Here is a 23606-nt window from a genome sequence, read left to right as displayed (position 1 = left end):
AGTGCATACCCTATTACATGAATGCTACTTTAGGAGTGATTATATTATGAATCCTTTCCCGATGAGGATTTTTGTAGCTCCAACTTCGACTTGGCAACATTTACCTCACCATCCTTCATATGATCAATATGGTATGCAACCTGGACATATTTCTTTTACTCCTTCAATTGCGCATTATCCTACAATATACCAATATCACTATATTTTCCCGTCATTGTATTTCCAAGAGTTTCACGGTACATTTAACATCTAATCTAAATAGAAAAACATCCGTTATCTGTACCATTGATGAATTCATGTTAAAACTAAAACAGTATTTAAATACGTTTAATGTGTAATTTCTATATAACAAAGAAAAAGCGCCCGTTATGGATGCTTTTTTCTTAATAATTTCAATGTGTATATAACTTAAAAATTTCTTCTAATTGTTTTCTATATTCACTTTTCCAATGGTGATTAGAGTCTTCTAAGCTATGGAATCTAATTTCCGTTCCATTGTCATATAAAACATTTAATTCAACAAGATTTTGATTATCGTTAAGGATATTGAAATTAATATCTTTAACCTGAATATTAAAAATCACTTGTAATTTAATTGAATTATTGATTTCTTTAACAATAAATACTTTTTTCTCTGTGAAAAAATAAAATTCTTTTGGGAATTCTTCATCATCATTATGAAGCCCTTTAGAATAAACAATTTTCACATCTTCCAACGGAACTAATGCTTCCATGTGCTTTATCATTTTTTTTAAAATATCATGTTGTTTACCAGCAATTTGCCGAGCGGACAATTTAATACTTTCCATCTCTTCAGCTATTATCATTACATTTCCCATTTTATAATCCCCCTTTATTCATTATGTAACCCCTTCATATAAAACATAACATTACGATACTTTATTTACAATCTTTTCCTAAAAAACAAAAAGCCCCATTACTCCTACTAATAACCCAAGTGGAACTTGAGCCTTCGAAGTAATCAGGCTTTTTTCAAGGGGATGGGAGAAACATTCACGAAAGGGGAATTTCGCAATCATTTTAAGGCTGAGTACTCTCAACCTTCTCCAAGCCACCGCATCAACTATTATGGCTACACGCCCTGTGTTCGGTGGCTGGGAGAAGACTAGGAATCTTCTCGTTTATGCTCCGTAGAGCTGGTCAATACATCAGCTGTCGCAGGGCCTTAGCTGACCAAATCTTTTATATAGCTGGAATTATTATATCCAAGACGTATATGAATCTTCCGACGCCTTGTTTGAACCAATACACTAGAGGGACGGAAGGGGAATGTTTCCGTTGTATTGGCTCAAACAAAGAGTGGAACTCTTTGCCCTCGTTTTGGTCATTAATAAGAATCATGAGTAATTACTAATGTACGAGATACGTATACTTTTTAGCTTTTTAGAATGCAAGTGTCACTCAATCATGAGCAACCACCCCCATTCCATTTTCAAGAACCAACATATTAGAGAGAAATAGACTTATATTTATTATCAACCCAGAGGACGCATTCCGAGCTGATTGATAAATACAATAGAAACAGCATGACGAATGCGAATTATCTCACACCCGCCAAACTGGAATATGTCATTGTTATACATTTATTGGTCTTTTCGTCTTAACGCGGGTTCGTACCGCCTTGCCCGCCCTACTATGCGGTATACGTTACCGTGACATTCTCGCATAAGAACGTTTCACTAATAGGTGTACTAATCCTCTTCGATATGCGGTTGTCAAAGAGCTTGTAAATTAAGAATACCGTTGATTTCATTATCAAAATTCCCCCTATTTAGTCCCCATTTTTGTCGGTATTTTGTCGAAGTTTTTAAAAACATAAACATTCCAATTTATTATATTTTTTCTTTTTTTGATAATATTTGTATCCAGTTCAAGTAATAATATCATATAATTAACCTATTATGATTTTATAAAAGCAAGGGTGGTTAGACATGACGGTACAACAAGAAAAAGTAACAAAGCGCGTGGTTTGTAGGAAATGCAAATCAGATCAAATAGTCGGTAATAAGCGTGGTTATAATTTCAAAAGGGCGTTTTTTATTCTGTTTCTTCTGTTAGGTACACTTATAACTATTGGAATAGTTTCTAATTTTTTATATGTTATAGTTCCTCGAAATTCTATGGATGGAGTTGTTGGACTTTCTGCAATTGTTGGTCTTCTTATTATACTTCTAGGACCACCAATAATTTTATTCAGTGGATTTGTTGGTAGAAAAAATATTGTTAATGGTTGCATGAATTGCGGACATACATGGATGCCTAAAAAATAAAACATAAAAAGCCAAATGGATAGTTAATTAAAAACTGTTAATTTGGCTTTTTTTGTATTATTAAATCATCCCTAAAGATGTAGCGATCAATCGAATCGCATTTTTCTTCTTATAATAGAAGTGATCTTTCTTCATCGATAATTCAGTATAAATAAAACTGTCTTTCGGCTTATCTGCATTTAGGTACTTCCTCTTAATAATCTCAGCCTCGTCATAATCTAAAACATACTGTAATGCCTTATCAATCTGTTTAAATTTAATGTTACTAATATGTCTCGTGTTTCTAATCTCAGGGAATAAACTGATTCCTTCGTGTTCTAACTCCACTTCATTCTCAAAACGAGTTTTTAATGCACGGTATTCCTTTAGAATTTTCACTACTTCTTTCTGAACCTGTTTTTCTGTCTCTCTATCGATTGCCGGTAATAAAGTTAATTGTCTCTCCATGAAGGAATCCCCCTATTTCTGAATTTGTCTTTTTACATTCACATCAGGTACGTGAAATTTTACTATCTCTTTGTTGAATAAGGGAACAGCGCACATTAACATAGCCCCACCATACACTCTGCATTGTTCCGTTATTCATTAAGCTTTTAATAATCTATGTTCCTTGTTGGCCATCTTTTCTTTTGCTGCTTCAATATTATTCGCTACCTTTTGATAGTCCTGATCAAACTGAATCATTCCATCAAACATAACTGGAGCCACTGCTTCATCTACGTATTGTAAGTAATCAATTGGCGCTCGTTCTGTCTGTTCTACTAAGTACCCATAAATATCAAAGTCTGCTCTTGGTATAGACTTCTTGCCCTTCGGTTGATGAGACATCCTTACATAAGATTGAATGACTGATAGTGGCACTGCGAATACTGACCTATCCTTACTGAATTCTATAAGGAAGAAGCATATCGCTCCCATCTTCTCCGCTTTCTCCAGGTAATCCAATTGATGCTGTGCAATGTTCTTTAAATCAAAACGTGTATCTTTCTCTGTAGACTTCGCTTCAAATGCGATAGCTCGTCCTTTATACACACCATCATAGTCTACTGTGCTTTTAGCTTCATAGAATCCATTTAGTACACGGCCATTCTTACTCTTCAACACCTTCACAGGAGTTGGACGCTTATTTATAAGCGCCACTCCACCTCTTTGATACATTTCATTAGCTAGATTGATAAGCTTCTCAAATGCCATTCCGCGATTTCCTAGTCCCATCTTTACTCCTCACTTTCTATTAAAAGGATGATTTTGTTAAAAAATTTATTTCAATTTATAATCGCTATCTTTTTCTTTAATTTTCCAGTAAAATCAAATGTAAATATTTTAATTACATAGGAGAAAGCAATGAAACATAACATTAATCTATGGTCCTTTATTTTTTCTTTTATTTGCATTGGTTTATTCCTCTTATATCTTGAAATTGGTTCGATAGCCTCATCTGAAACGAAATTGTTTATTATGAATTCGCTACCTATCCATCCTTTATTTTTTTTACTAGTTTTAACAATAGGAACTTTTTTTGCTGGTATGAAAGGATTTTCTAAAATAGATAATTGGGTTGCTATGCTTAGAAGCATAGCAACAGTTCTACTAACACTTTTATTATCAGTGTTTTTAACACTAACTTTGATCGTTGGCTATGCATTAAGTTAAACATCGTTCCTCGTGAATAAAACTCAATATTCCGTCAATACTGTAGACAACCCATTAAGTTACTTTCTCCTTGTTCCCCCTTGGAGAACCGAGCAGTTAGCTTTTGCTAGCTGCTCTTTTATTTTCTGCAATTGGTTACACTTACCTGATGTTTTTAACGTAATATTAAGTTACGATATAAAAGAATAAAATATATTTGGCTGTTATACCATTACCTTAGGAAACTAGGGTTTTTTATTTCCACAAAATGAAATTTTTATTAAATTGCTTATACTTTATTTCTCAACCACAACGGATGGAATTATAATGAAATGAATGGTAATATATAGACATCTCAATTACGTTAGAGCTTGTTTCCTTGCAAGCTCTTTTTTTATTAAAATAGCGTTTTTGTTTAAAATAACAGTTCTAAATAAATTAGATACATTTACCAGTATGTTTACCACAACATTCATGTTAAAATCCCTTGTGAGTACGACATAACTCGACCTTATGAAGCCCTGCAGCCATTATCGCGGGGCTCTTTTTTTATTAAATTAATGATTTTGTCTTACTCCTCAACCAAATAAAACTGTGTTAAAATTAACCCATAATTTGTAAGGAGGTATATAAAATGCTCTCACCGTATACATGTGTATCTTGTGATCAACCTCTCATACAACACGATGAACATTCGTTTATCCATTACTGCATCAATCCAAATTGTGAAGAAGCAAAATTGCATTCAGCTCTGTTGGAAGAGATGGGGTTGTGAATCCTATCTCTTTTTCTTTCCAATAAGGATTTTGTTTAAAATTCATTAACCTTATTGATTCCTTTGCATACAGTATTATCACAAGAATTTCAATAAGTGCTCCGCTCTAGTTACCTTGAATTTCTTGCAAACCTTGTGGGAAGAATCCGTTTATAACAAACGGTTTCTTTTATTTATCCATCATAAAATAACTATTTTGTTCACTTTTTTGATACATTTACGAAACATTCATATGTTATCTTCAGTAAGTTCTTTTCTTTTCATAAAATTGTGTGAGTTATACCGACACAAGAAGCCCTAGATCCCTAAATCTAGGGCTCCTTCGTTTAAATAATTATTTGGTTTGATTTGATGTATAGACAACTATATATTTAGATGTTAAAATGTTATTGTGATTCCACTTGGTTTCACATACGACTCTTTTTCTGCGATTATGGGGTTCTTACGTAATAGTAAGGACCATTTTTTTATTTAGTGCCCATAGCCAGTAAATCCGAAACCCATATTTCTCCTTTCTGATTCCAATAATCCCAACGTTTCTACTAACGCTATGACGCTTACAGGTGTCTCGCTCAATCAAATGAATTTCTACCCTTTAAATACGTCATAACGCTATGTCCCCTAATCTAAATTCATTATCTCTTCTAAGGTCCTATCAGAAATATACGTGGTGATAATCTGTATCTTTCCGTATTTCTTTTTAGCCATTTCTATAGCTTCGCTCTCGGACTTTGCTTCAAACCAACGAAGCTTCCACTTCTCGTCTTTGTCGTAAAACTCTACTGAGTACGTCATAACGCTATTACGCTTCAAGAATTTATCCACGGTACTTGTTGCGGTATAATCGAAACTTCCGACTACATCCTCCAGTGTTAGTTGTTTCATGCTCCTAACCCCATTGGACGAGATTTAATTTTATTCTTATCTGCCTGATCCATAATTAATGCAGCGATTTCTAGTTGATGCCTTCCTAACTCTTTTGCTATTTCAAGAATATCTTTATCCTCATCCCACATTTCTCGTAATTGAATCACTTCGCTTTCATCAAACACTAAATCCAACTCTTCTAAAGCAATATATAAGTTACGACGCGACTTCTTCATGTACTTCCCCTGCTGCAACGCCATTGTGTAATTCTCCTTCTCCAAATCCGTTCCAAGTCGTGGCATCCCATTTCCCCTCCAGCTGTAATTGATGAATTTCTCGTAACTCCGCCATAACGGCATTACGTCTTCTATCCACTTCTTCAGGACTGCGATTCCCTGCTTCGCAAATACACGGTGCAAATTGATAGCAGCCATTCCCCATATCTTTGCTAATTACTCCCGTTCCTTCACATACACACATCGTTTATTCCCCCTTTATATTTTTAAACAGCTGCTGCTTCTTTTTGATTAGATTCCTTATTTAGCCCTTGCCCCATTTTCAATAACAAATTACGGAAGTGCGTAAAATCTCCTCTATTGTCATAGCCAGCAGAATAAGTGTAGATTCTTGATTTCCCTAGATTATGAGCTTGATATTTTAGATAGTGCTTAGCTTCTTCCAAAATGAAGAAGAACGCTACATTTTCCCATTCTTTTTCTACCCAAGCTATGTCGTAATTTTCTATTCCATAATGTTTAAAGTAATCATCGAAATTCATAATGAATCTTTCTTCTCCATCTGTTCCAATAACTCGTTCGTATTGCAAATCATCGAACGTTTTTATTTCAATCGGACATTCTTCCTCTATCAATTCATACCGTTGTTTAACTGCTGCCGTTTCATTCTCATGCCAATCTTCATATTCTTCATCAACAAAAAACTTTAAGATATCTGGATCAAAGTAACCTGAAATTTCTTCGCTATATGGGATGAAACGGTATCTTTTTTTCTGAACAACATACAAAGCATCACATGTGTATTGATTGTCTTCTGCATCTTCGTATTGTTTTTCGCTAAATAATTTTAGGAACTTAACCTGCTTTTCTGTTAATTCAACTGTTACCTTTGTCATTTTCATTTCCCCCTTAGAATGGCAATGCTTTTCTTCTGTAATCCTTTGTATCTTTGAAAACAATTGCTCTAAAATTATTGAAGATACGTGATACAATTCGTTCATCATATGCACCTTCTAGACGCTCTCCTGTAAGGTTTGTCGTGAAGATAGTAGATTTACCCTGCCTTCCATCAAAAACATCGAATAATACTCTATTAATGAAGTTAGTTGCTTTCGTGTTGGTATCTAATGCACCTAATTCCGCTCCCAAATCATCGACTATTAAAACTTCCGCTTTTACTAGGCTTCGAATGATTGAATCCTCAGTTAAGGAGGAATCTTTGCTAAACGTACTTTTAATCTTCCGTAGCAATTCGCCAACTGTAACGAAGACAACTGACTTCCCTGCTCCTGCAAGTTGGTCCGCTATAGCGTAAGCAAGATGTGTTTTCCCTGCTCCGCAATTCCCGGCCATAATCGTGTTAAATACTTTTCCATTGAGATAATCCGTAGCAATTACCTTTGCCAGTCCAAGGTTCTTCGTTCCTTCCTTGCTAGTAGGTTTGTAATTATCAAAATTAGCTTGTTTAATATTGCTATCGGCAATCATACTTTGTTGGTGAAACATGAATTTCTTCTCGTTCGCTTTATCCGTATCGTATTTCGCTTGTTCCTGTTGCTGAAGCTTCTTACTATCGTTTTCAAGGAAGCATCGAGGGCAAACAACTTGTCCACCGAACTTCATCTTATTCATGCCATGCGTATCACACACATCAGAATCCATAGTCATATTCACCTTTTTGGCTATATCGGTTGGTATTGCTGCCGCAGCTCTCTGCATTGTTATTCGCTCCTTTTTTAGAATTCATTTGAATAGTTAGTTGGTCGAACTTCTCCCGTAGCTTTTTAGGAGATAAAATGTTACCTTGCCAGAACGGATCAGCTTGGCACCAATCAATAACATCTTTAATCTCTTGCGGTTCTCTGTTATCGCGTTCTCGCATTAATCTAAACTCATTTGCCCAATTATCGAAGTTAGGTTCTTTTTGCTTAGGATTGTTACCCTTAATTTTTTCAAACAGATACTTAGCCCCATTGGTGTCGCAAGTTTCAAACTTGTGACGGGAAGATTTTTCTCTCGTCTTTTTATCTTTTTCTTTATCTAATTCTTTATCTTCTTCTATATCTGTATCGTCACGTGACGTCACGCAAACGTCATTTTCTTCAACCTTATTTTCTAGCGCTAATTGCTGTTGTTTCTTACGTTCACGGTACTTTTTGTTTCGTTCAGCATTCAATTGTTTTACACGTTCTAGCCCATCGATGTTCTGATGTTTCTCCCAATTCGAGATGCATATGTACTGATCATCAGTGATGTCTATCATTCCGAATTGCTTAAACGTTTGTAGTGCGAGTCTCACAGTTGCTATCGGTCTATTAAAAAGTGTTGAGAGCATTTCTTCTGTGAAAGGAATGTTTTCACTCAAAAAAATGTAACCATTGGCATTTGTTCTGCCCGCTTGAGACAACAATTTAATCCAAATGATTAGTAGTGTATCTGCATCTGGTAAACTTTCAATTAATCGAATCTTTTCATCTTCAAACATACTAGTAGAGAGCTTTATCCATTTAACATCTGCCATTTAATTCACCTTCTTCATCCAACATTCATAGCTCACATTGTCTTCCATGCCAGTAAAACGAACCTTGTCTCTCCCCCTGAATTTACCTTCGTGATGGAAAGTTCTTTCTGCTCTATATACCCGCTTAATTGGTGTTACATAGTCATAACCCCGTTTTTCTAAATCACGAACTGCTATTAGCATTTCTTTCATTGATCCACGTCTGACAGGTATCTTAAACATCACGCATTCGCCCTTTCGCATACCGCTATGTCGCCTTGGATTTTGATTATTTTATATCCTGGGTAGCGATCGGGAGTGATGTACTCAATCGCCTTTACTCTTGCTTCTTTTTCATTCCGTGCGCCCTTCCACACCCACTTCGGAAGGACGACTTTAGATTGATTTTTGTCTAACATAGGCTTAGCATCACCTTAGTTTGTTTGTTCTATTTTTTCTACTTGTTCTTGCTCTTCGATTTCAGAGGTTTCTTTTTCAGCCTGTTTAACCCACTTTGTTAATTTCTTAAGTACTTCTCCAGCTTGGTTTAATGTCAATTCGCCAACTTCTTTAATACTTAAGTGTCCTTTAATCGTGTCTTCATCCACTTTTCGAAGAGAAGCTAATTTTTTTATGTTTAATTTAATTGCACCAACTTGTTGAGCAGTAATCATTTCCTCTTGGATCTCTGGTAAATCTTCACCCGCATAGATGTACAATCCTAATCCGTGAAGTGCAATTGCCTTTACTAAGCAACGTTGGATACTTGTGTTAATGTCAAAGCTGCTAGGCTCTGCAATCGGCTTATTCTGATTGTTAAGTATCGGGTGAATCTGACTTAGTGGTATCCCTTGTACATTTACTTCAACTTCTACAAAGTAACCACAATCTGTTTTGAGGTAAGGCACTCCATCAAATCGTTTTACTTCCCATGTGGCTGTTGGATCTACTTCACGAAGCTTTTTAACCGCCCATGCCCACGATAAGTAATTAAAACGCCCTTTCTTCTCAACATGTCCCGAACAATCTATTTGAGCCAATTTAGAAAAGTAATTTTCAGTTATCATATGAATCTCCCCTTCTTTTAAAATGGTACTATTTCCGTTTGTTTACTAGCTTCATACACTTCCATAAGTGCTTGTAATCCATATTCGTAAGCTACAACCATTGATGCAGCGTTAGGCTCTTTGCTTTGCTTGTATCGTTCAACTAGACTCTTCATAATTTGAATTTCAGCTTCAATTTTGTTTTGTAGGATCACCTTATTCACCTGCTACTTTCTTCATCGAATGTTCTTCAACGTACTGTTTGATGCATTGGGATTCGGTATGGATTGGATCACCACTAAAATCAAGGTACCCTTCTCCGTAGAAGATTTCTCCACCACACCCTTGGCAATAATCCATGAATTCTCTTGCTGATGAATCGTGATGATTTCCGTAAGTAATTGGATTTTCAATCATTTTTTTGAATTCCTCCTTATTTACTGAGAGAAAACTTATGGTATAATATAGGTAGCTAATTTTAGGGAATGTTTTCTCTACTTCGCTCGTTGCCATCGAGCGTTTTTTATTTTTCAATAGCTAACTTTCTGAAAGTTTGTTAAAATTTAGTTACCGATATGTGTAACAACTGGCCTGTGCTTCTGTACGGGCTTTTTTGATGCTTTCACACATCAAAATATCCAGGAATCCTTTTACTAGATGGGGAACACCATTAAATTCCTGAATATTACGACAAGCGAACGCGCGTCTTATCCTTGTAGGATTTTCCTCCTTTTTGTCGAATTAATCAGACGGAAGGAGGTGTTTTTATGAAACCAACTACTATAAATATTCGTGTTGACTTAGATGATATTTTCAAACTATCTCATCATGAAATTGTTGACGGTGTTTTAAAATACGTCCATGAACAATCGCACCAGTATAATGATTTAACTCCAGAGAGCAGTCTAGAAATGGTTATAAAAGAAGCGACAAAAGCTTATGAAGATAACTTAAGAAAACGTATGCATGAACGATATAGTGCTACTATTTCTGGTCAAGTTGAAGTACAACGTTAGATTCACAAATTTGCTTATTATTTAATAGAATTTTCACTTCTACAACAGCCTCTGTTACCGCAGGGGCTTGATTCTTGTTTTCTTCCACATGAATCACTCCTTTTATCAAATTTTATTGTGTTCATAAATCTGTAAAATCTTTATATAAAAATTTAATGAACTACGTGTTAAACTTATTACATTCCAAGAAGTCCTTTACTTTTAGAATCGACAATTCTTCAATACCCTTAGTCTTGCCCTGCATCCCCTTGCAGGGCTTTTATCATTTAGCAAGCGTGATATACCTTTTGTATGTTTCCTCAACCTTATCTGCGCTGTTATGTACACCCTTTGCTCTTAAATCCTTTATAATCCACAAGATTTTCTTTCGTTCATATTCATCACGTTGCTGTTTATTTGTCATCTTGTGACCATCCTGTCTTTTTATCCCAGACATCAATTCTGTGTACGAGGTATGTTAATAGACATATAGCCGCTGATACAATCGCCAATGATAATGTACTTTCCTCCATCATTTACATCGCCTCCCTATCCATTTCTGGAATAATTCCACGTTTCGTTAGAAGTTCGTGGATGAAGAGCCTCCCCTTTTGTGTCCATCGAGTATTCATTTTCACTGATCTGCTACCATCTGTATGCACTACATCAACTGTTTTCGATTTTGTATAACCTTTGTTTTGGTGTTTGGAGTACAATAACCATTGATTATTCACTTTGTACTGCACTTTTTCTTCTTTCAGGATTTTATTAAGCTTCATCGCTGATAATCCGTAATCCGCTGCAACTTGTGAGACTGTTACTGTATCTTGTGATTGAAGAATTTGGTCTAGGTATGTAATCTTTGATGCGTTTTCTGCGATTTGTTGTGTTAACATGAGATTTTTTTGTTCAGCAACCTGTCTCGCTTGTTGTTCCTGCTTGAGTTGTGATGCGAGACCGATAATTAAGTCTGGATCTTGAAGTAGAGCATTAATTGTGTTTGGTGTCATGTATGCTCCATGTTTTCTAATAGAAGGAAGCACTTCGCTTGTTACCCATTTTCGAAATTCTTTTGCTTTCTGAGTTTCTGATTCGAAAATCAGCTCATACAATCCATCTTCGGTAATGTATGGTTGTCCATCGTGGACAATTACTGATATATCAGCTTTTTGGATGACTTTCTCGATACGATCTTTTCGAAGATAAGTTTTCCCTTTTGCCACTTTCGTATATCCAAGTGACCACGCTACATTTTCAAGATTGAACATTTCCTTACCGTTAAGGTGTATAACCTCTAACGCTCCAAATTCTTGATGATTGAAAACCTGTAACTGCTTCATTTTCTTTCCTCCTCTAAGTTCACGAAAAGTGAACATTTAGTTAAAAATAATAGTTAACTTTTCGTTAACTTTCTACTAATTCATCAACTTTAACATCATACAATTTAGACAACAAACCCAATCTGTATATACTTGGTTGTCTCTTGCCAGATTCAAGTTGTGAATAAGCGGATTTTGTTGAGTAACCAAGATAATCACCTACATAAGCCTGACTATAACCACGTTTCTTGCGTAACGATTTGGCCTTTTCGATATTTAGTTTCATGTTTATCACCTTTGTTCTTTTCGTTAATTTGATAATAACACAACGTTCACATTTTGTGAACAGTTAAATTTATTTTTTTCTATAAACTTAAAAAGGTTGTCTTTGAGTGAACTTTCCTGTTAAATTTTATATATATTGACTATAGTTAATGAAAAAAAGTAAAAGATAATAGTAGACGGGACTTCTATAAAGGAGAGAAAACTAATGAATCATCAATTGATTAGTAAAAGGGTTAAAGAAATCAGAACGGAAATACTCAAAATGAGCCAATCTGAATTCATTAACGCACTAGGACTAAAAAGTAAATCTGCTGTATCTATGTGGGAGAACGAAGAAATAGATAAATGTCCATCGAGAAAAACTTCTTTAGATATAGCTAAACTCGCAAATGTATCCGTTTCTTATGTATTAGGTGAATCCGATGAGAAGAACCCTGAATTAACAGCTAAGGATGACTTAGAACAAGTAATGATAGATATCCGATCTAAGAATCCTGATAAACAAAAAGAACTTATTGAAATGATAAAACAACTAGTTAAAATATCAGGCGATTGATAGCGTTAAATGCTACCGATCGCCTCTTTTATTTTCAAAAGAATTTCATAAGACTCAGCATCCCCATTATGAGCCGCATTAAAGATTACTTGTAGATTACTTTCAACTTCAATTAACTCTTTTTCGATTGTATTTTGTTCCATCACCAACATCCTCCGATATTTTCATAGTAGTTTGTGAATTTATCACAACGTATAACCAATATTTAATTTTGAAATTTAGTTAATCCCCCTATAAACAGCGAATGCGATTGCCCCATTAAGAGACAATCGCATTCAATCTATTTATATCGGACCCTTAACCAGAAAATTATCCCATTCCTGTCCCTGGATCCATTCTAAGCATAATTTGAGTTTGAGCATCCTTTGCTACTTGTTTAGGCTGCTCCTTTTGACCTTTAACAGGAGATACATATAATACTCCGACTAAAGCCAAAGTTGTTACTAAAGCTAGTACTTTTTTCATTTAGCATCACCCTTGTATATTATACTATTTTTATTAATATCTACCAATATTTTTCGAGGTAAATAACTATAAAATTTACACCCTTGCGAGTAGAATAACTCAATTGATTTTTCTAGTAATTTTCTATCTTCCAATGCCATTCCTAAATAACATAATTTCATTGGAGACAGACTACCATTCTCTTTTTCGTACTTTCTTAATATAGTGGCAGCTTTTTCTTTTTCTCCTGTTACTATATATAGAAGCGCTTTCTCGCCCACATCAAAAATTTGTAAATCATACATATCCTTTTGATGGATTATTCTAATGTAAGACCTCATATTTAAAAACTCTTTTTTTCGGTTTTCTGCTTTCTCATAAGATAGTTGGTCTAGCATCTCAATCCCTTTATTTAAATACCATAAAGATTGTTCATAATTTTCAACGTATGATTCACCTAAATATCCTAATGCAGAAATTTTTAATAACCTTAAATAACCTAATTCATCATTAACATTCAATATACTATGGCATAGTTCTCTTGATTTTTCTATTTGCTCGTCCATTAGCAATGCATACGCATACCATTCCTTTACACGGCTACTGTATATATCTTTTATAAATTGGCTAGGAAGTTCAGATATTTTTTCCTGTAATGTTTGTATATACCCATTTAAAAGTTTAAAATCCCTACAATCATACATAGAATATAATGTTAAAATATCAAACATTATTTTAGTTTCTTCATTTTTAAGAACTTTACTCTTTTTCCTATTCTCAGTCTCCGTTAAAAGTTTTTCAGCTGTAAAAAATTTCTTAGCTCTTAACCAAACGAGTTCATATATATATGCCCATTCGTAAGTTTTAGAGTTATTAGATTCAAAGCCTCTTTGAATCGCGATTCTAAGGAGTTCCAAATCCCCTAAAGCATTTCCATACTCCATAGCTATTCTTAAATTCTTTTTACTTTTAGTTTTTTTACAAAATTCATGGATCATATAATTCTTTTCAAGCGGATCTTCATATAATAATTCAACTAACTTTACTACATTTAAAAAATTCAATTCACTTTTCCCTGATAAATTCTTTGAAAACGCAGGGCCACTTATTCCAAGTTCTTTTGAAATACTCTCTTGGCTCTTTTTTTGAAAATCAATTTGATCAACAACTTTAAATAACCAATATTTCATTTTGCTCCTCCTTGCCGGAACAAAAGACACGTAAACCCCATAAAGGAAAACGTGCCACCCTCAATCTATGGTGTGTTATAATTATATGTATAAGATCCGCGACAATGTTCCCTAGGGTAGTAGGGGCAGTGTAAGAGTGTTACCAGCACTACTTGCACCGTGGGTCTTTTTACGTCCGTTTATTTTATTATTTTCATAATATCATATTTTTGCCAAAATTCAGTCGTGGGGTTATCAGAAAAATGTTGAGAAAGTTTGTGAATAGCTTTATATCAATGCTTTCTCACGCTTACGGATAAGGATATGCAATAGTGCATCTTTCTGTATGAAGTACTCTTATGCATGTTTTACCATATTAACCGTGAGAGCTGCGGCTCTCTTTTTTATTTTATTTCGACATAATATGACAATATAGTTATAACTGGATTTGTTATAATTTGATGGTAATCTTATCTATTACAAATAAATAATGATATAAAAGATGAAGAGTTTAATAAGGATAAAAAGATTATGGATAAAATAATTAGATAGCATTTAATTCGATGAAAGCTGGTGAAGTGATTGACGGTTTCTTTCTTTTGTTATGATTGTGGTGAAATAATTGAAAAATATAATTTTGATACATCACATGAAAAAGTATTTAACGGTGTTGTGTGTAAATTCTGTGGGGCTCATAAAAGACTAAAACATTGCTATTATCCTCATTTTTCAGTAAATGATTTCGTAAAAACAATTCAAGGACTAAACAAACAAAATAAAGATGATTTAACTGAAGAACTAACATCTGCCTACAAAATGCTTAATAAAAATGCAGGTACTCATGAAATTTTATCCTTAGAAGACTACACCAAAATCTATTACATATTAGATAATTTACTTGAGAATGAAGTAGAATATAGTATTGATGTTAAATCAAGAGTGGTTGATCATTTAGAAGACAAATTAGTCCAATGGTATCCAACTGATTTAGCAATAAGTATCGTTTCTTCTCTCCCTTTAGTAAACACACTTTATAGGAAGCCTATAGTAATATTAATAGCTTCTACTATAGAATTACTATTTAATATTTATTATGAAGATGCCTGTACTATTCAAGATATCCCTGCTCCTAGCAAAAAGTTTCTGCCTATCCCACGAAAAATTGCACATCTAGATTCTAATAGAAATACAAGTTTAGAACAACTTATGAAACAATATGATGAGAATTTTTATACTTCATGGGACGAATTAAGAACAATTAGAAATAAAGTAATTCATAAAAATTCATTATACATTTCAAATAAGATGATAGAAAATTACATGAATTTATTAGAATTATCTATTACAGTTTTTATAAAGTTAACATCAGATCTTTATAGAGAATATTACGAAAATAAAAATCAAAATATTGCTGAAAGATAAACTGTATAACCTAATAATTATAATCATCCTCAACTTTCAGCTGTTCAGTAAACAATTCAAATTTTACATCTAATTTATTTAATAAATTATGAAAGGAGGGCCCCTATGCTCTCTTTTTTATAATTTTAAAAAATCCCTATACTATTAATCTAATTTTTCCTTCGCCACCTTGTTTTAGATATCAATACTTTCATCTTATATATCCTTATGATTCCTTCTTTAGAATCATAAGAATAAACTTCCAAATAAACAAGTGCGAGTATATCAGTGAATAAAAAAGAATATATTAGTAAAAAAACATAAATATTGCACAAAAAGTACTATATTCTTAAGTAAGCATCTTAGTAAATAAAGTGATATAATTTTATTTTGTGAGTTGTATTAAAATAATATGTTATACCAAATCAGCCAATATAAAAATAAACTAAACAATAAAATGGAATCGCTGATTTTAATTAGGATTGCTACCAAGGAGGATGAGTTAACACTTGAAAAAGATAACAGAAGAAAAGCTATTTGATTATAATAAGCACAACCTTGTCTATATCGGGGATTATATTAAGCTTGCTGATCAAAAAGCTAGTATTGCTTTAACAATTAATGTTGCTTTAATTGGATTCTTTATTAATTATTTGAAAGAGGCGAAGTGGGATAAACTACTTGCATGTAAAGTATTTTTAATCATAGGTATTTTAACTTTAGTTGTGTCTGCTGGTATTGCACTATTTAAGGTTTTATGGCCTAGATATAATTCAAATACTTTAGAATACATGTCATGGGGAGGCATTGCAGCTTATACTAATCAAGACGATTATGTAAAAAAATTAAAGGAATCTGAAGAAGACATATTTATAGACGATATGGCAAAACAAAATCATGCGTTAGCTAAAGTATGTGCTGTAAAATACAAATTTCTAAAATACTCATTTATTGTTTTTGTTGCAGGAATATTATTTTCAGGTTTTTCATGGATGTTAGATAAGTAGTATTTTATAAATATAAAAAGCTAGAAATGTCATTTTGAACACAATTCTAGCTTTTTAATTTGTTTTTTCATTAAAAGCTTTAACAGCTTTGATTACAGTATCTTTAAAATCTTGAACATATTCCTCATCTACAAAGGTTGTAAAATCTTCAGAAGGATTAAACCATTTTACCTCTGGATGAGCCGTCTGTGAATAATTAGAGTCTACTTCTGTTGCATTTAATATTCTTGCAATAAAAATTATTCCAGGTATTGATCTTCCCTCATTAATATCATTTACCAAGTAAGTACTAACAGGTGTAAGTTTATCAAAAAAATCTAAATCCGCAGCAAAGTCTTCTTTATAGCTTTCTTTAAGGCAATTTTCAAAGCTTTGGAACTTTTTAAGTTGACCACATCCAAATTCCCAAATTCCGGGGAACCTTCTTTTATCACTTGGACGTTTCCCTAATAAAATATTACCGTCTTCATTAAAACAAACAGCCACACAATGAACCTCTGTTAAGTTGTACTGGGATGTACTTGGTAATACATTAATTTCACTATTTTCATTGGAAAAACATTTTATTAAACTGTTCATTTTTTCAATATTATCTACTTCTGTAAAAACTTTTTTTAGTCGTTTTATTTTCATATTTTTAGAGAATGGTTGATTAATTAATTTATTGACGATTTCTGAGTTAAAATGTTCGTCATATAAAAACATTTTATCCATATCATTCCATGAATCATGATACCATACTATTGGATAGTGCCTATTATTCCATATTCCTTTCAGTTTCTCATAACTTACAATTCTTAAACAATTTGTTACATCATAGCCATTGGGCATTTCTTCAATAGCTTCTCTTTCTTTATATAAAATATAAGCTAATTCTGCACTTATCACGACTTTATTTCTTTGAGCAAACTTTGCAATTCTAAAACCTAAATCAATATCAGAACCTAAGAAATCTATATTTCTTTTCCCGTTAATCTCAAAATTGATAATAAGATTATTTCTATTATTTAAGTTTTCACTTGTTAATTTAGGAAATTGGGATACCTTGAAAACACTTTCAATATCTTGTGATTTTACAAAGGTGGCTTCCGCAATCCATAAAGTAGATTTTACATATAAAATATTATTTGTTTCAGCATAATTTTTACTCAAAGCATCATTTACTAAATTTATAATTTTTAATGCAAATTGAGGGGCATCATACAGTTCTGATGGGTCTTTTATCTGTTTATAAAATAAAATCTCATCACCTGCATATCTCCAAACTTTAGAGTTTAAAAAATTTTTTAGCACATGGTTTTCAACTAATTCATAAAAACGATGAAAGATAACTGGCCAGTTATTAGGATATAATGTTTTAAATGCAGTTGAATTAACTAAGTCAAATGAAATAAATAGAAAAGCTCCCGATTCGTTAGATTCATCATTGTTAGTTTTTACCAAATTAAGTTGTTGCAGGTCGGCTTGTAAAGTGCTTAAATCCCCCATTTTCAGTATCCCTCAAATAATCCCATAAATTTCCCTTTAACAATTGCAGCTTCTTCAGAAACATTAAAGTGGCTAGCTATTGATCTGATATCATAATTTTTAAGATTATGATTGAAGTTTTCCTGAGCAACCTCTTGAAATTCATCATCCGGCATGAGTAAGCATGCTGCAAATTCATTAGCTTCATATTCCTCTATATTATATCCGTATCGATAATATACAGAATCTATATAGTCAGTTGTTGAATTCCATTTCTCAGGATTTACTAAATAGCCCATATGTAAGAATAAATGTCCTAATTCATGAGCAATTGAAAAGCGCTTTCTACTTTCCGGTTTATTTTGATCTATATAGATTTCAAACGAATCCTCTTTTTTCTCAATTTTAGCTTCCTTATCATAATCTATTGCATTTGTAAATGATAAGGTTCCTCCTAATTTTTCTACCAATGATTCTAAATCTATAGGAGTTGATAAACCTAAAGAATTTCTGACAGCTTTTGTCACAGCAGCAATATATTCTTTTTTTTCTGTTTCCATATTATCTCCTCCATGTAATTCCTATAATTAAGAACTAGTGTTTCACTATATAATTATAACTTGAATTAGTTATAATTACTAATGAAAAATTCAACTATAATTTGCAAAAAAATGCATGTATTTATATAATTCCACTGTATTTTTAAGGGGAATTGATAGGGAGGAATTTAAAATTAATAGGTTTGATATGGCTGAAGCGTTAATAGAAAGAGCAAAATATACAAGGTCACAAATAGGGGATCATGGGGATCCATACGAAGAATCTTTAGTGAGTGGTGTTGTAACCTTAAAATTAAAAATTATTGTCAAAGAAATTTTAGAACACTTGCGTTCTGCACTGGATTACAGTGCTAGAGAGGTTGTAGAAAATATCTCTAGTACTCCGTCACCACATGTATATTTTCCAATAGTAAGTAAAATATTCAAACAGGAGGATTTCAAATCCCGAGTCGGTAAATTATTGCCCGGTATTTTAAAGGATCGTCCAGACTTACTTCCTGTATTTGAATCTTTTCAGCCTTTTGTAGATAAACAAAATAGTTGGCTAGCTGATTTTGCAACCATCTGTAACGAAAATAAACATGAGCAATTAAGTATTATTAAAAGAGATTCTGCTGATTATAAAACGTACACAAAAAACGGGATTAATTATTCTAGTATAACAAAACCAGATGGCTCCTCTCCTTTTAGAAAAATGCCTTTATTGTTAATAGACACTGATAGTTCAAAAGTATTATTTATATTGATTGAGGAAATTGATGAAGAATTACTGGGTTTTTTAGATTGTTGCATTGATGGGGTCAGTAATATAATTCAAAAACTAAAAAGTGCATTATAAGTATTGATATGGAAGATTTTCACTCCAGCAAAGTATAAATTCAAGCCCTATTCCTCAATGAATAAAATAACCTAACATGGTAAAATAATATTTGGATTGGCGTCCAATACATATTATTAAAATTAAGATGGTTCAAGTCGGAGGAAGGCACCTTAGGGTGTCTTTTCTTTATTTCTCAATATAAGAACTTTAAGGATATGCTATTATTTAAATACAAATTCCCTTTTGTGCACTGAGATAGTAATACCCAATAAAAAAGCCCACCTATTTCCGTAGGTGGGCCTTGCCTTTATTACACAATACCAAATTATACTCGTATTTTTTCATCAACTTTATGCAATTATACATATTCATGAAAATTACACCAAATAAATATTACATGTAGTAAAATATAAATTGTGGATACATTCTATAAAGCAGATTCCTTTGAAAGACGTAACATATTGATCTCAAATCTCTTGATATTTTGTGAACTAACAATCTGGTGTATATAGACGATTCTGTTTTATAGGATGTGTTTACACGTATAACAAAGGGGTAATACGTGTATATTTATATAAAATTAAAGTAGTTCAAGTCGGAGGAAGGCACCTTAGGGTGTTTTTTTCTTACCTTTCGACAGAATATGACAAATTAAGAAGGTGTAATTTGCTATTATCATCTTATTATCAATATAAATTGTTATAAAAGGAGATATACATGCTAGAATTTAAAGGGCAACTAAGTACACTAGTAGTCACACCAACTAAAATTACTATTAAATACTCTCGTTTGATCGGTAGGGGATCTAAAGAAATCCAAATCAAAAGTCTTACGGGTATACAATTCAAACCACCAGGCTTCCTTTCACATGGTTATATTCAATTCGTTTTCCCTGGAAGCTCTGAAGTAAAAACTAGATCCACCTCTGACTTGGCAAAAGATGAAAATACTGTCATGTTTAATAAACACGAATATAACAATTTCTTAAAAGCAAAAGATTTAATAGAAGGGTACATGAACGAACAAGAAAAAAATACTTCCGCTTCTAATGACCATTCTTCTACAACAAATCCTGTAAATAACTATTCTGTGGCTGACGAAATCACTAAACTAGCTGCATTGAAAGATCAAGGAATTCTAACAGAAGAAGAGTTTACAGCAAAAAAGAAACAACTATTAGGAATATAATAAGGGGGCTTCGGCTCTCTTTTTTATTTCCATTCGACACGATATGACAATATACAGATATTTATTTTGATATAATTATCCAGAAATCTTACATTATGTGATTCTCAAAATCTATATTATTTGAAAAGAGGCCCGATTATGGAAGCATTAATGGCATTATTCTTTTTAGCCGCACTTATATTTTTAGTATTGCTAATTGTCGCTGCTATTAGAAGAAAGAGTAAAAAGAAACTCGCTATTTCAGCAATTTCTTGTTTAATTTTATCGATGGTATTTTTCTCACTTTCTCCTAAAAGCGAAAAGGCTAAAGATACAAAAGTAAAAACAACTGCTGCTGAAGTAAAGCAAGAGGACAAAGATAAGCAAAAAGAAAAGGAAGAAAAACAAAAAGCTGAGGAACAGAAAAAGTTAGACGAGCAAAAGAAGTTAGAAGAACAGAAAAAGGCTGAAGAGCAAAAGCAATTGGAAGAACAGAAAAAAGCCGAAGAGCAAAAGCAATTGGAAGAACAGAAAAAGGCTGAAGAGCAAAAGCGATTAGATGAACAACGCAAACAAGAAGAGGCTCAAAGACAACAGGAAGAACAAAAGAAACAACAAGAAGCAGCTCGAGCAAAAGAACAGGAACAACAAAAAGCTGCAGCTAACACAGCACCTCAGCAACAAGCTGCACCTAAACAAGAGAAAGTTCACTTTGCAAACTGTACAGATGCAAATAATGCTGGTTACTATGATATAACTCCAGATAGCCCAGCTTATGCTTCACATTTAGATCGTGATGGTGATGGCGTGGCTTGTGAACGAAATAAAGGACATAAAAAATCTAGTAAAAAACATTAGATTTATGGATAAGCACTCTTATGAGTGCTTTTTATTTTTCTTCGACAAAATATGACAAAATAGTTGTAACTGGATTTGTTATGCTTGGGTTAAATCTTACATTTTTAAAGGGGATATTATATGGCTACTCCAAAATACACTAAAATTGATGAACGTTTTGGCATTATTGAATACCCAGTTACACTTGCAGAAATGGTTGAAATATCAAAAGAACTGCCGAAAACAGAACGCACATATTATAAATATGCTTTCGATGCTTTAAAGAAGGTTATGAAAGCTAAAGAAGCGATCTACTGCTTTGAAGTTGCTAATCCTAAATTAACAAAAATGGGATTTATGGTTGTAGGGGAACATAATCTCTACCTCGTAATGATGAAAGGCGGATTTTTCGGAGGCGCTGAAGCTGAAGTAATTAAATACAAGGATATTAAAAACGTAGACTTCGATATTGCTCCAAATTTATTTGGCTTATCCAATGCAAATACAGGTGTTATTTACTTAGAAATAAAGAAAATGTTTGGAAAAAAGAAACGTACAATTAGTAATATTCCTGATTACAATGTTGACGGAGTATTAAAAGCAATTCGCAATAAGATATAAATTTAAACCATTTTTCTCAATGTACAAAACAAATTAACGTGGTAAAATAATATTTGGATTGGCGTCCAATACATATTATTAAAATTAAAGTGGTTCAAGTCAAAAGGCACCTTAGGGTGTCTTTTTTTATTTTCATTCGACAAAATATGATAATATAGTTGTAACTGGATTTGTTATGCTTGGTTGAGAAATCTTACATTTGGAGTGATGAAGATACTTATGAACCTGACAAGAAAACAATCACTGGTAACTATAATTACGGGGATTATAGTATTTTTCGTTATTACATTTTTCACCATATTCACGATCGTATCTGAACTGGAATACGATCATCCTGATATACTTACCTATTCTTTCACTAAGACATTAGTATGGTTTTTCTATTTATTCGTACTGGTCACCATCATTACTTTTATCGTTGCGCTTGTTAAACTAAAAAATAAAAAAGCAATTAAAAAGACTTTTATTGTTACAAGTTTAACATTTTTAGTGTCAATCAGCTTATTTTTTGGACTGGGATTAATAGCATCAAACCTTCAGAAAGTGGAAAGCACTACTGCTAGTAAAACATTCACTGAAGAAGAAGTGGACAGAATAATTTCTGATAACACAAAAAAAGAAAAAGAACTAAACGATAAAATTAAGGAACTTGAAGAGTTTAAAGGTAATAAAAATTATTATGATAAACTCAAATCTTATAATGCTCTTAAACAGTACATGACATACGATGAAGTTGTAGCTGCATTTGATGGAGATAAAGGCGCTGGAACACCAGAAAATATAGAAAATAAAAAAAATAAAACATTTATATGGGATCTTTATACAGAAGAAGTGATTTGTCGCTTTTCTTATGATGTTTTTAAAGAAGAATTTGTACTAACTTCATTTCTAAAGCAAAAGAAACCAAATGTAAAAAAACACTAACTCATATTTCTCAATGATCAAAGCAATTTAACATGGTAAAATAATATTTGGGCGGGAGTCCAATACATATTATTAAAATTAAAGTGGTTCAAGTCGGAGGAAGACACCTTAGGGTGTCTTTTCTTTATGCATAAAAAAGCCTTATCTTCCTATAAAAAAGATAAGACCTTTATATACTACCTATTATCCGGTTCATCAGTTTCATAACACATTTAGCTTCTCCAAAAAGACCACCAGTGTCCTATTCTCCACCATAATACGCATACTTCCCAGGTGAACCATTATCTCGTATACTTGGATATGATTTTAGTTTATATTCATAAACCTAAAACATAAAAATATAACCAGATTACCATGATTAGAATTCCCATAACAGTAACTAATAGGAGTTTACCATCCGCACCTGTAATAACTTCTTTTAGATTTTCTTTTGCTTGTTGTTTCTTTTCTCCACTTGAAAAGAGATAAATAATGAAATAAGTAACCACTAAGAAGAATGAGAATATTATATCTATCATTACTTATGTACCTCCTTAATGCGTGCTATTAATTTCCTTATACGTTTTAAACTAAGATACCTGAAATCATAATGTTAATAAATATATCCCCCCGATTAAAAGTGCCGCAACAACGATTAATATTATTATTCCATCAGGACTATTAAGAATTTCTTTTAAATTTTTTTTT

Annotated in this window: 36 protein-coding genes; 13 read left to right on the top strand and 23 right to left on the bottom strand. The window is 32.8% G+C overall.

What is annotated here, in order from left to right:
- Positions 1–46 precede the first annotated feature (46 nt).
- Entirely contained in the window at positions 47–253 is a 207-nt protein-coding gene (locus HMAS_RS26245) for a hypothetical protein (RefSeq protein ID WP_116345110.1), read from the top strand.
- Between the two features lie 139 nt (positions 254–392).
- Here HMAS_RS26245 and HMAS_RS26240 read toward each other — a convergent pair whose 3' ends face one another.
- Positions 393–839 (bottom strand): DUF3908 family protein, encoded by a 447-nt coding sequence (locus tag HMAS_RS26240; protein ID WP_116345109.1) that lies wholly within the window; start codon positions 837–839, stop codon positions 393–395.
- Between the two features lie 1113 nt (positions 840–1952).
- On the opposite strand from HMAS_RS26240, the gene HMAS_RS26235 reads away from it, so the two are divergent.
- Positions 1953–2291, top strand: coding sequence for a hypothetical protein (locus HMAS_RS26235; protein ID WP_116345108.1), 339 nt, complete (start codon positions 1953–1955; stop codon positions 2289–2291).
- Between the two features lie 60 nt (positions 2292–2351).
- On the opposite strand, the gene HMAS_RS26230 is transcribed toward HMAS_RS26235, so the two are convergent.
- Both HMAS_RS26230 and recU read right to left on the bottom strand, forming a co-directional pair.
- On the bottom strand, positions 2352–2738 hold the full coding sequence (locus HMAS_RS26230; RefSeq protein ID WP_116345107.1) for an ArpU family phage packaging/lysis transcriptional regulator: 387 nt from the start codon (positions 2736–2738) through the stop codon (positions 2352–2354).
- Between the two features lie 138 nt (positions 2739–2876).
- On the bottom strand, positions 2877–3506 hold the full coding sequence (gene recU, locus HMAS_RS26225) for a Holliday junction resolvase RecU (protein ID WP_116345106.1): 630 nt from the start codon (positions 3504–3506) through the stop codon (positions 2877–2879).
- A gap of 129 nt (positions 3507–3635) precedes the next feature.
- Here recU and HMAS_RS28175 point away from each other — a divergent pair, with 129 nt between their 5' ends.
- Entirely contained in the window at positions 3636–3944 is a 309-nt protein-coding gene (locus tag HMAS_RS28175; protein ID WP_015945881.1) for a hypothetical protein, read from the top strand.
- Positions 3945–4557: 613 nt separating this feature from the next.
- Positions 4558–4698, top strand: coding sequence for a hypothetical protein (locus tag HMAS_RS27880; RefSeq protein ID WP_162871162.1), 141 nt, complete (start codon positions 4558–4560; stop codon positions 4696–4698).
- Positions 4699–5319: 621 nt separating this feature from the next.
- Here HMAS_RS27880 and HMAS_RS26215 read toward each other — a convergent pair.
- The 10 genes from HMAS_RS26215 to HMAS_RS26175 form a co-directional block, all read right to left on the bottom strand.
- Positions 5320–5583, bottom strand: a complete 264-nt coding sequence (locus HMAS_RS26215) for a hypothetical protein (RefSeq protein ID WP_061660541.1) — start codon at positions 5581–5583, stop codon at positions 5320–5322.
- Positions 5580–5825: a hypothetical protein gene (locus HMAS_RS26210; RefSeq protein ID WP_002099119.1), complete on the bottom strand. Its 246-nt coding sequence runs from the start codon at positions 5823–5825 to the stop codon at positions 5580–5582. Before HMAS_RS26210 ends, HMAS_RS26215 begins: the two co-directional genes overlap by 4 nt.
- On the bottom strand, positions 5782–6045 hold the full coding sequence (locus HMAS_RS26205; protein ID WP_116345105.1) for a hypothetical protein: 264 nt from the start codon (positions 6043–6045) through the stop codon (positions 5782–5784). Before HMAS_RS26205 ends, HMAS_RS26210 begins: the two co-directional genes overlap by 44 nt.
- 22 nt (positions 6046–6067) lie before the next feature.
- Positions 6068–6697 carry a hypothetical protein gene (locus tag HMAS_RS26200; RefSeq protein WP_240325954.1) on the bottom strand — a complete coding sequence of 210 codons (630 nt, stop codon included), beginning with the start codon at positions 6695–6697 and terminating at the stop codon, positions 6068–6070.
- Between the two features lie 13 nt (positions 6698–6710).
- Complete coding sequence (locus tag HMAS_RS26195; protein WP_116345104.1) at positions 6711–7469, bottom strand: ATP-binding protein; 759 nt, start codon at positions 7467–7469, stop codon at positions 6711–6713.
- Positions 7453–8322, bottom strand: coding sequence for a phage replisome organizer N-terminal domain-containing protein (locus tag HMAS_RS26190; protein WP_116345103.1), 870 nt, complete (start codon positions 8320–8322; stop codon positions 7453–7455). Before HMAS_RS26190 ends, HMAS_RS26195 begins: the two co-directional genes overlap by 17 nt.
- A complete protein-coding gene (locus tag HMAS_RS26185) occupies positions 8323–8544 on the bottom strand; it encodes a hypothetical protein (protein WP_000472845.1) in 222 nt (73 codons plus the stop codon).
- Positions 8545–8735: 191 nt separating this feature from the next.
- A complete protein-coding gene (locus tag HMAS_RS26180) occupies positions 8736–9368 on the bottom strand; it encodes a DUF1071 domain-containing protein (protein ID WP_116345102.1) in 633 nt (210 codons plus the stop codon).
- A gap of 17 nt (positions 9369–9385) precedes the next feature.
- Positions 9386–9571 (bottom strand): hypothetical protein, encoded by a 186-nt coding sequence (locus tag HMAS_RS27875; RefSeq protein ID WP_179861025.1) that lies wholly within the window; start codon positions 9569–9571, stop codon positions 9386–9388.
- Positions 9564–9764: a hypothetical protein gene (locus HMAS_RS26175; RefSeq protein ID WP_097862710.1), complete on the bottom strand. Its 201-nt coding sequence runs from the start codon at positions 9762–9764 to the stop codon at positions 9564–9566. Before HMAS_RS26175 ends, HMAS_RS27875 begins: the two co-directional genes overlap by 8 nt.
- A gap of 350 nt (positions 9765–10114) precedes the next feature.
- On the opposite strand from HMAS_RS26175, the gene HMAS_RS26170 reads away from it, so the two are divergent.
- Positions 10115–10363 (top strand): hypothetical protein, encoded by a 249-nt coding sequence (locus tag HMAS_RS26170; protein WP_000805481.1) that lies wholly within the window; start codon positions 10115–10117, stop codon positions 10361–10363.
- A 262-nt stretch (positions 10364–10625) separates the two neighbouring features.
- On the opposite strand, the gene HMAS_RS27870 is transcribed toward HMAS_RS26170, so the two are convergent.
- The 4 genes from HMAS_RS27870 to HMAS_RS26160 all read right to left on the bottom strand — a co-directional run bounded on the left by HMAS_RS27870 (position 10626) and on the right by HMAS_RS26160 (position 11947).
- Complete coding sequence (locus tag HMAS_RS27870; protein WP_162871160.1) at positions 10626–10766, bottom strand: hypothetical protein; 141 nt, start codon at positions 10764–10766, stop codon at positions 10626–10628.
- Positions 10756–10878: a hypothetical protein gene (locus HMAS_RS28295; protein WP_000969704.1), complete on the bottom strand. Its 123-nt coding sequence runs from the start codon at positions 10876–10878 to the stop codon at positions 10756–10758. Before HMAS_RS28295 ends, HMAS_RS27870 begins: the two co-directional genes overlap by 11 nt.
- On the bottom strand, positions 10879–11682 hold the full coding sequence (locus HMAS_RS26165) for a phage antirepressor KilAC domain-containing protein (protein ID WP_098770407.1): 804 nt from the start codon (positions 11680–11682) through the stop codon (positions 10879–10881).
- Positions 11683–11746: 64 nt separating this feature from the next.
- Complete coding sequence (locus HMAS_RS26160; RefSeq protein WP_116345101.1) at positions 11747–11947, bottom strand: helix-turn-helix domain-containing protein; 201 nt, start codon at positions 11945–11947, stop codon at positions 11747–11749.
- 204 nt (positions 11948–12151) lie between these two features.
- Between HMAS_RS26160 and HMAS_RS26155 the strand changes: the two genes are divergently transcribed.
- Positions 12152–12502, top strand: a complete 351-nt coding sequence (locus HMAS_RS26155; RefSeq protein WP_001016404.1) for a helix-turn-helix domain-containing protein — start codon at positions 12152–12154, stop codon at positions 12500–12502.
- A gap of 5 nt (positions 12503–12507) precedes the next feature.
- Here HMAS_RS26155 and HMAS_RS27865 read toward each other — a convergent pair whose 3' ends face one another.
- The 3 genes from HMAS_RS27865 to HMAS_RS26150 all read right to left on the bottom strand — a co-directional run bounded on the left by HMAS_RS27865 (position 12508) and on the right by HMAS_RS26150 (position 14136).
- Entirely contained in the window at positions 12508–12645 is a 138-nt protein-coding gene (locus HMAS_RS27865; protein WP_162871159.1) for a hypothetical protein, read from the bottom strand.
- A 166-nt stretch (positions 12646–12811) separates the two neighbouring features.
- Positions 12812–12967, bottom strand: a complete 156-nt coding sequence (locus HMAS_RS27860; RefSeq protein ID WP_000756311.1) for a hypothetical protein — start codon at positions 12965–12967, stop codon at positions 12812–12814.
- Positions 12964–14136, bottom strand: coding sequence for an AimR family lysis-lysogeny pheromone receptor (locus tag HMAS_RS26150; protein WP_098509041.1), 1173 nt, complete (start codon positions 14134–14136; stop codon positions 12964–12966). Before HMAS_RS26150 ends, HMAS_RS27860 begins: the two co-directional genes overlap by 4 nt.
- Before the next feature lie 561 nt (positions 14137–14697).
- On the opposite strand from HMAS_RS26150, the gene HMAS_RS26145 reads away from it, so the two are divergent.
- Positions 14698–15537 carry a hypothetical protein gene (locus HMAS_RS26145; RefSeq protein ID WP_116345100.1) on the top strand — a complete coding sequence of 280 codons (840 nt, stop codon included), beginning with the start codon at positions 14698–14700 and terminating at the stop codon, positions 15535–15537.
- A 488-nt stretch (positions 15538–16025) separates the two neighbouring features.
- Positions 16026–16523 (top strand): Pycsar system effector family protein, encoded by a 498-nt coding sequence (locus tag HMAS_RS26140; RefSeq protein WP_116345099.1) that lies wholly within the window; start codon positions 16026–16028, stop codon positions 16521–16523.
- Between the two features lie 54 nt (positions 16524–16577).
- Here HMAS_RS26140 and HMAS_RS26135 read toward each other — a convergent pair whose 3' ends face one another.
- Both HMAS_RS26135 and HMAS_RS26130 read right to left on the bottom strand, forming a co-directional pair.
- Positions 16578–18011 carry an NUDIX hydrolase gene (locus HMAS_RS26135; protein WP_116345098.1) on the bottom strand — a complete coding sequence of 478 codons (1434 nt, stop codon included), beginning with the start codon at positions 18009–18011 and terminating at the stop codon, positions 16578–16580.
- A gap of 2 nt (positions 18012–18013) precedes the next feature.
- On the bottom strand, positions 18014–18550 hold the full coding sequence (locus tag HMAS_RS26130) for an ImmA/IrrE family metallo-endopeptidase (protein WP_098123979.1): 537 nt from the start codon (positions 18548–18550) through the stop codon (positions 18014–18016).
- A 187-nt stretch (positions 18551–18737) separates the two neighbouring features.
- Between HMAS_RS26130 and HMAS_RS26125 the strand changes: the two genes are divergently transcribed.
- From HMAS_RS26125 to HMAS_RS26105, 5 genes are all read left to right on the top strand, one after another.
- Positions 18738–19388, top strand: coding sequence for a hypothetical protein (locus HMAS_RS26125; protein WP_116345097.1), 651 nt, complete (start codon positions 18738–18740; stop codon positions 19386–19388).
- Positions 19389–20087: 699 nt separating this feature from the next.
- Entirely contained in the window at positions 20088–20558 is a 471-nt protein-coding gene (locus HMAS_RS26120) for an SHOCT domain-containing protein (protein WP_116345096.1), read from the top strand.
- Between the two features lie 138 nt (positions 20559–20696).
- A complete protein-coding gene (locus HMAS_RS26115; protein WP_116345095.1) occupies positions 20697–21395 on the top strand; it encodes an excalibur calcium-binding domain-containing protein in 699 nt (232 codons plus the stop codon).
- 120 nt (positions 21396–21515) lie between these two features.
- Positions 21516–21995, top strand: coding sequence for a PH domain-containing protein (locus HMAS_RS26110; RefSeq protein WP_070179605.1), 480 nt, complete (start codon positions 21516–21518; stop codon positions 21993–21995).
- 219 nt (positions 21996–22214) lie between these two features.
- Positions 22215–22919, top strand: coding sequence for a hypothetical protein (locus HMAS_RS26105; RefSeq protein WP_116345094.1), 705 nt, complete (start codon positions 22215–22217; stop codon positions 22917–22919).
- A 317-nt stretch (positions 22920–23236) separates the two neighbouring features.
- Here HMAS_RS26105 and HMAS_RS26100 read toward each other — a convergent pair whose 3' ends face one another.
- Complete coding sequence (locus HMAS_RS26100) at positions 23237–23437, bottom strand: hypothetical protein (RefSeq protein ID WP_000565400.1); 201 nt, start codon at positions 23435–23437, stop codon at positions 23237–23239.
- Positions 23438–23606 lie beyond the last annotated feature (169 nt).

It is taken from the genome of Bacillus sp. HMA207 (genome assembly GCF_003402455.1).
Lineage (GTDB): Bacteria > Bacillota > Bacilli > Bacillales > Bacillaceae_G > Bacillus_A > Bacillus_A cereus.
This window is presented reverse-complemented; position numbering and strand designations above follow the sequence as displayed.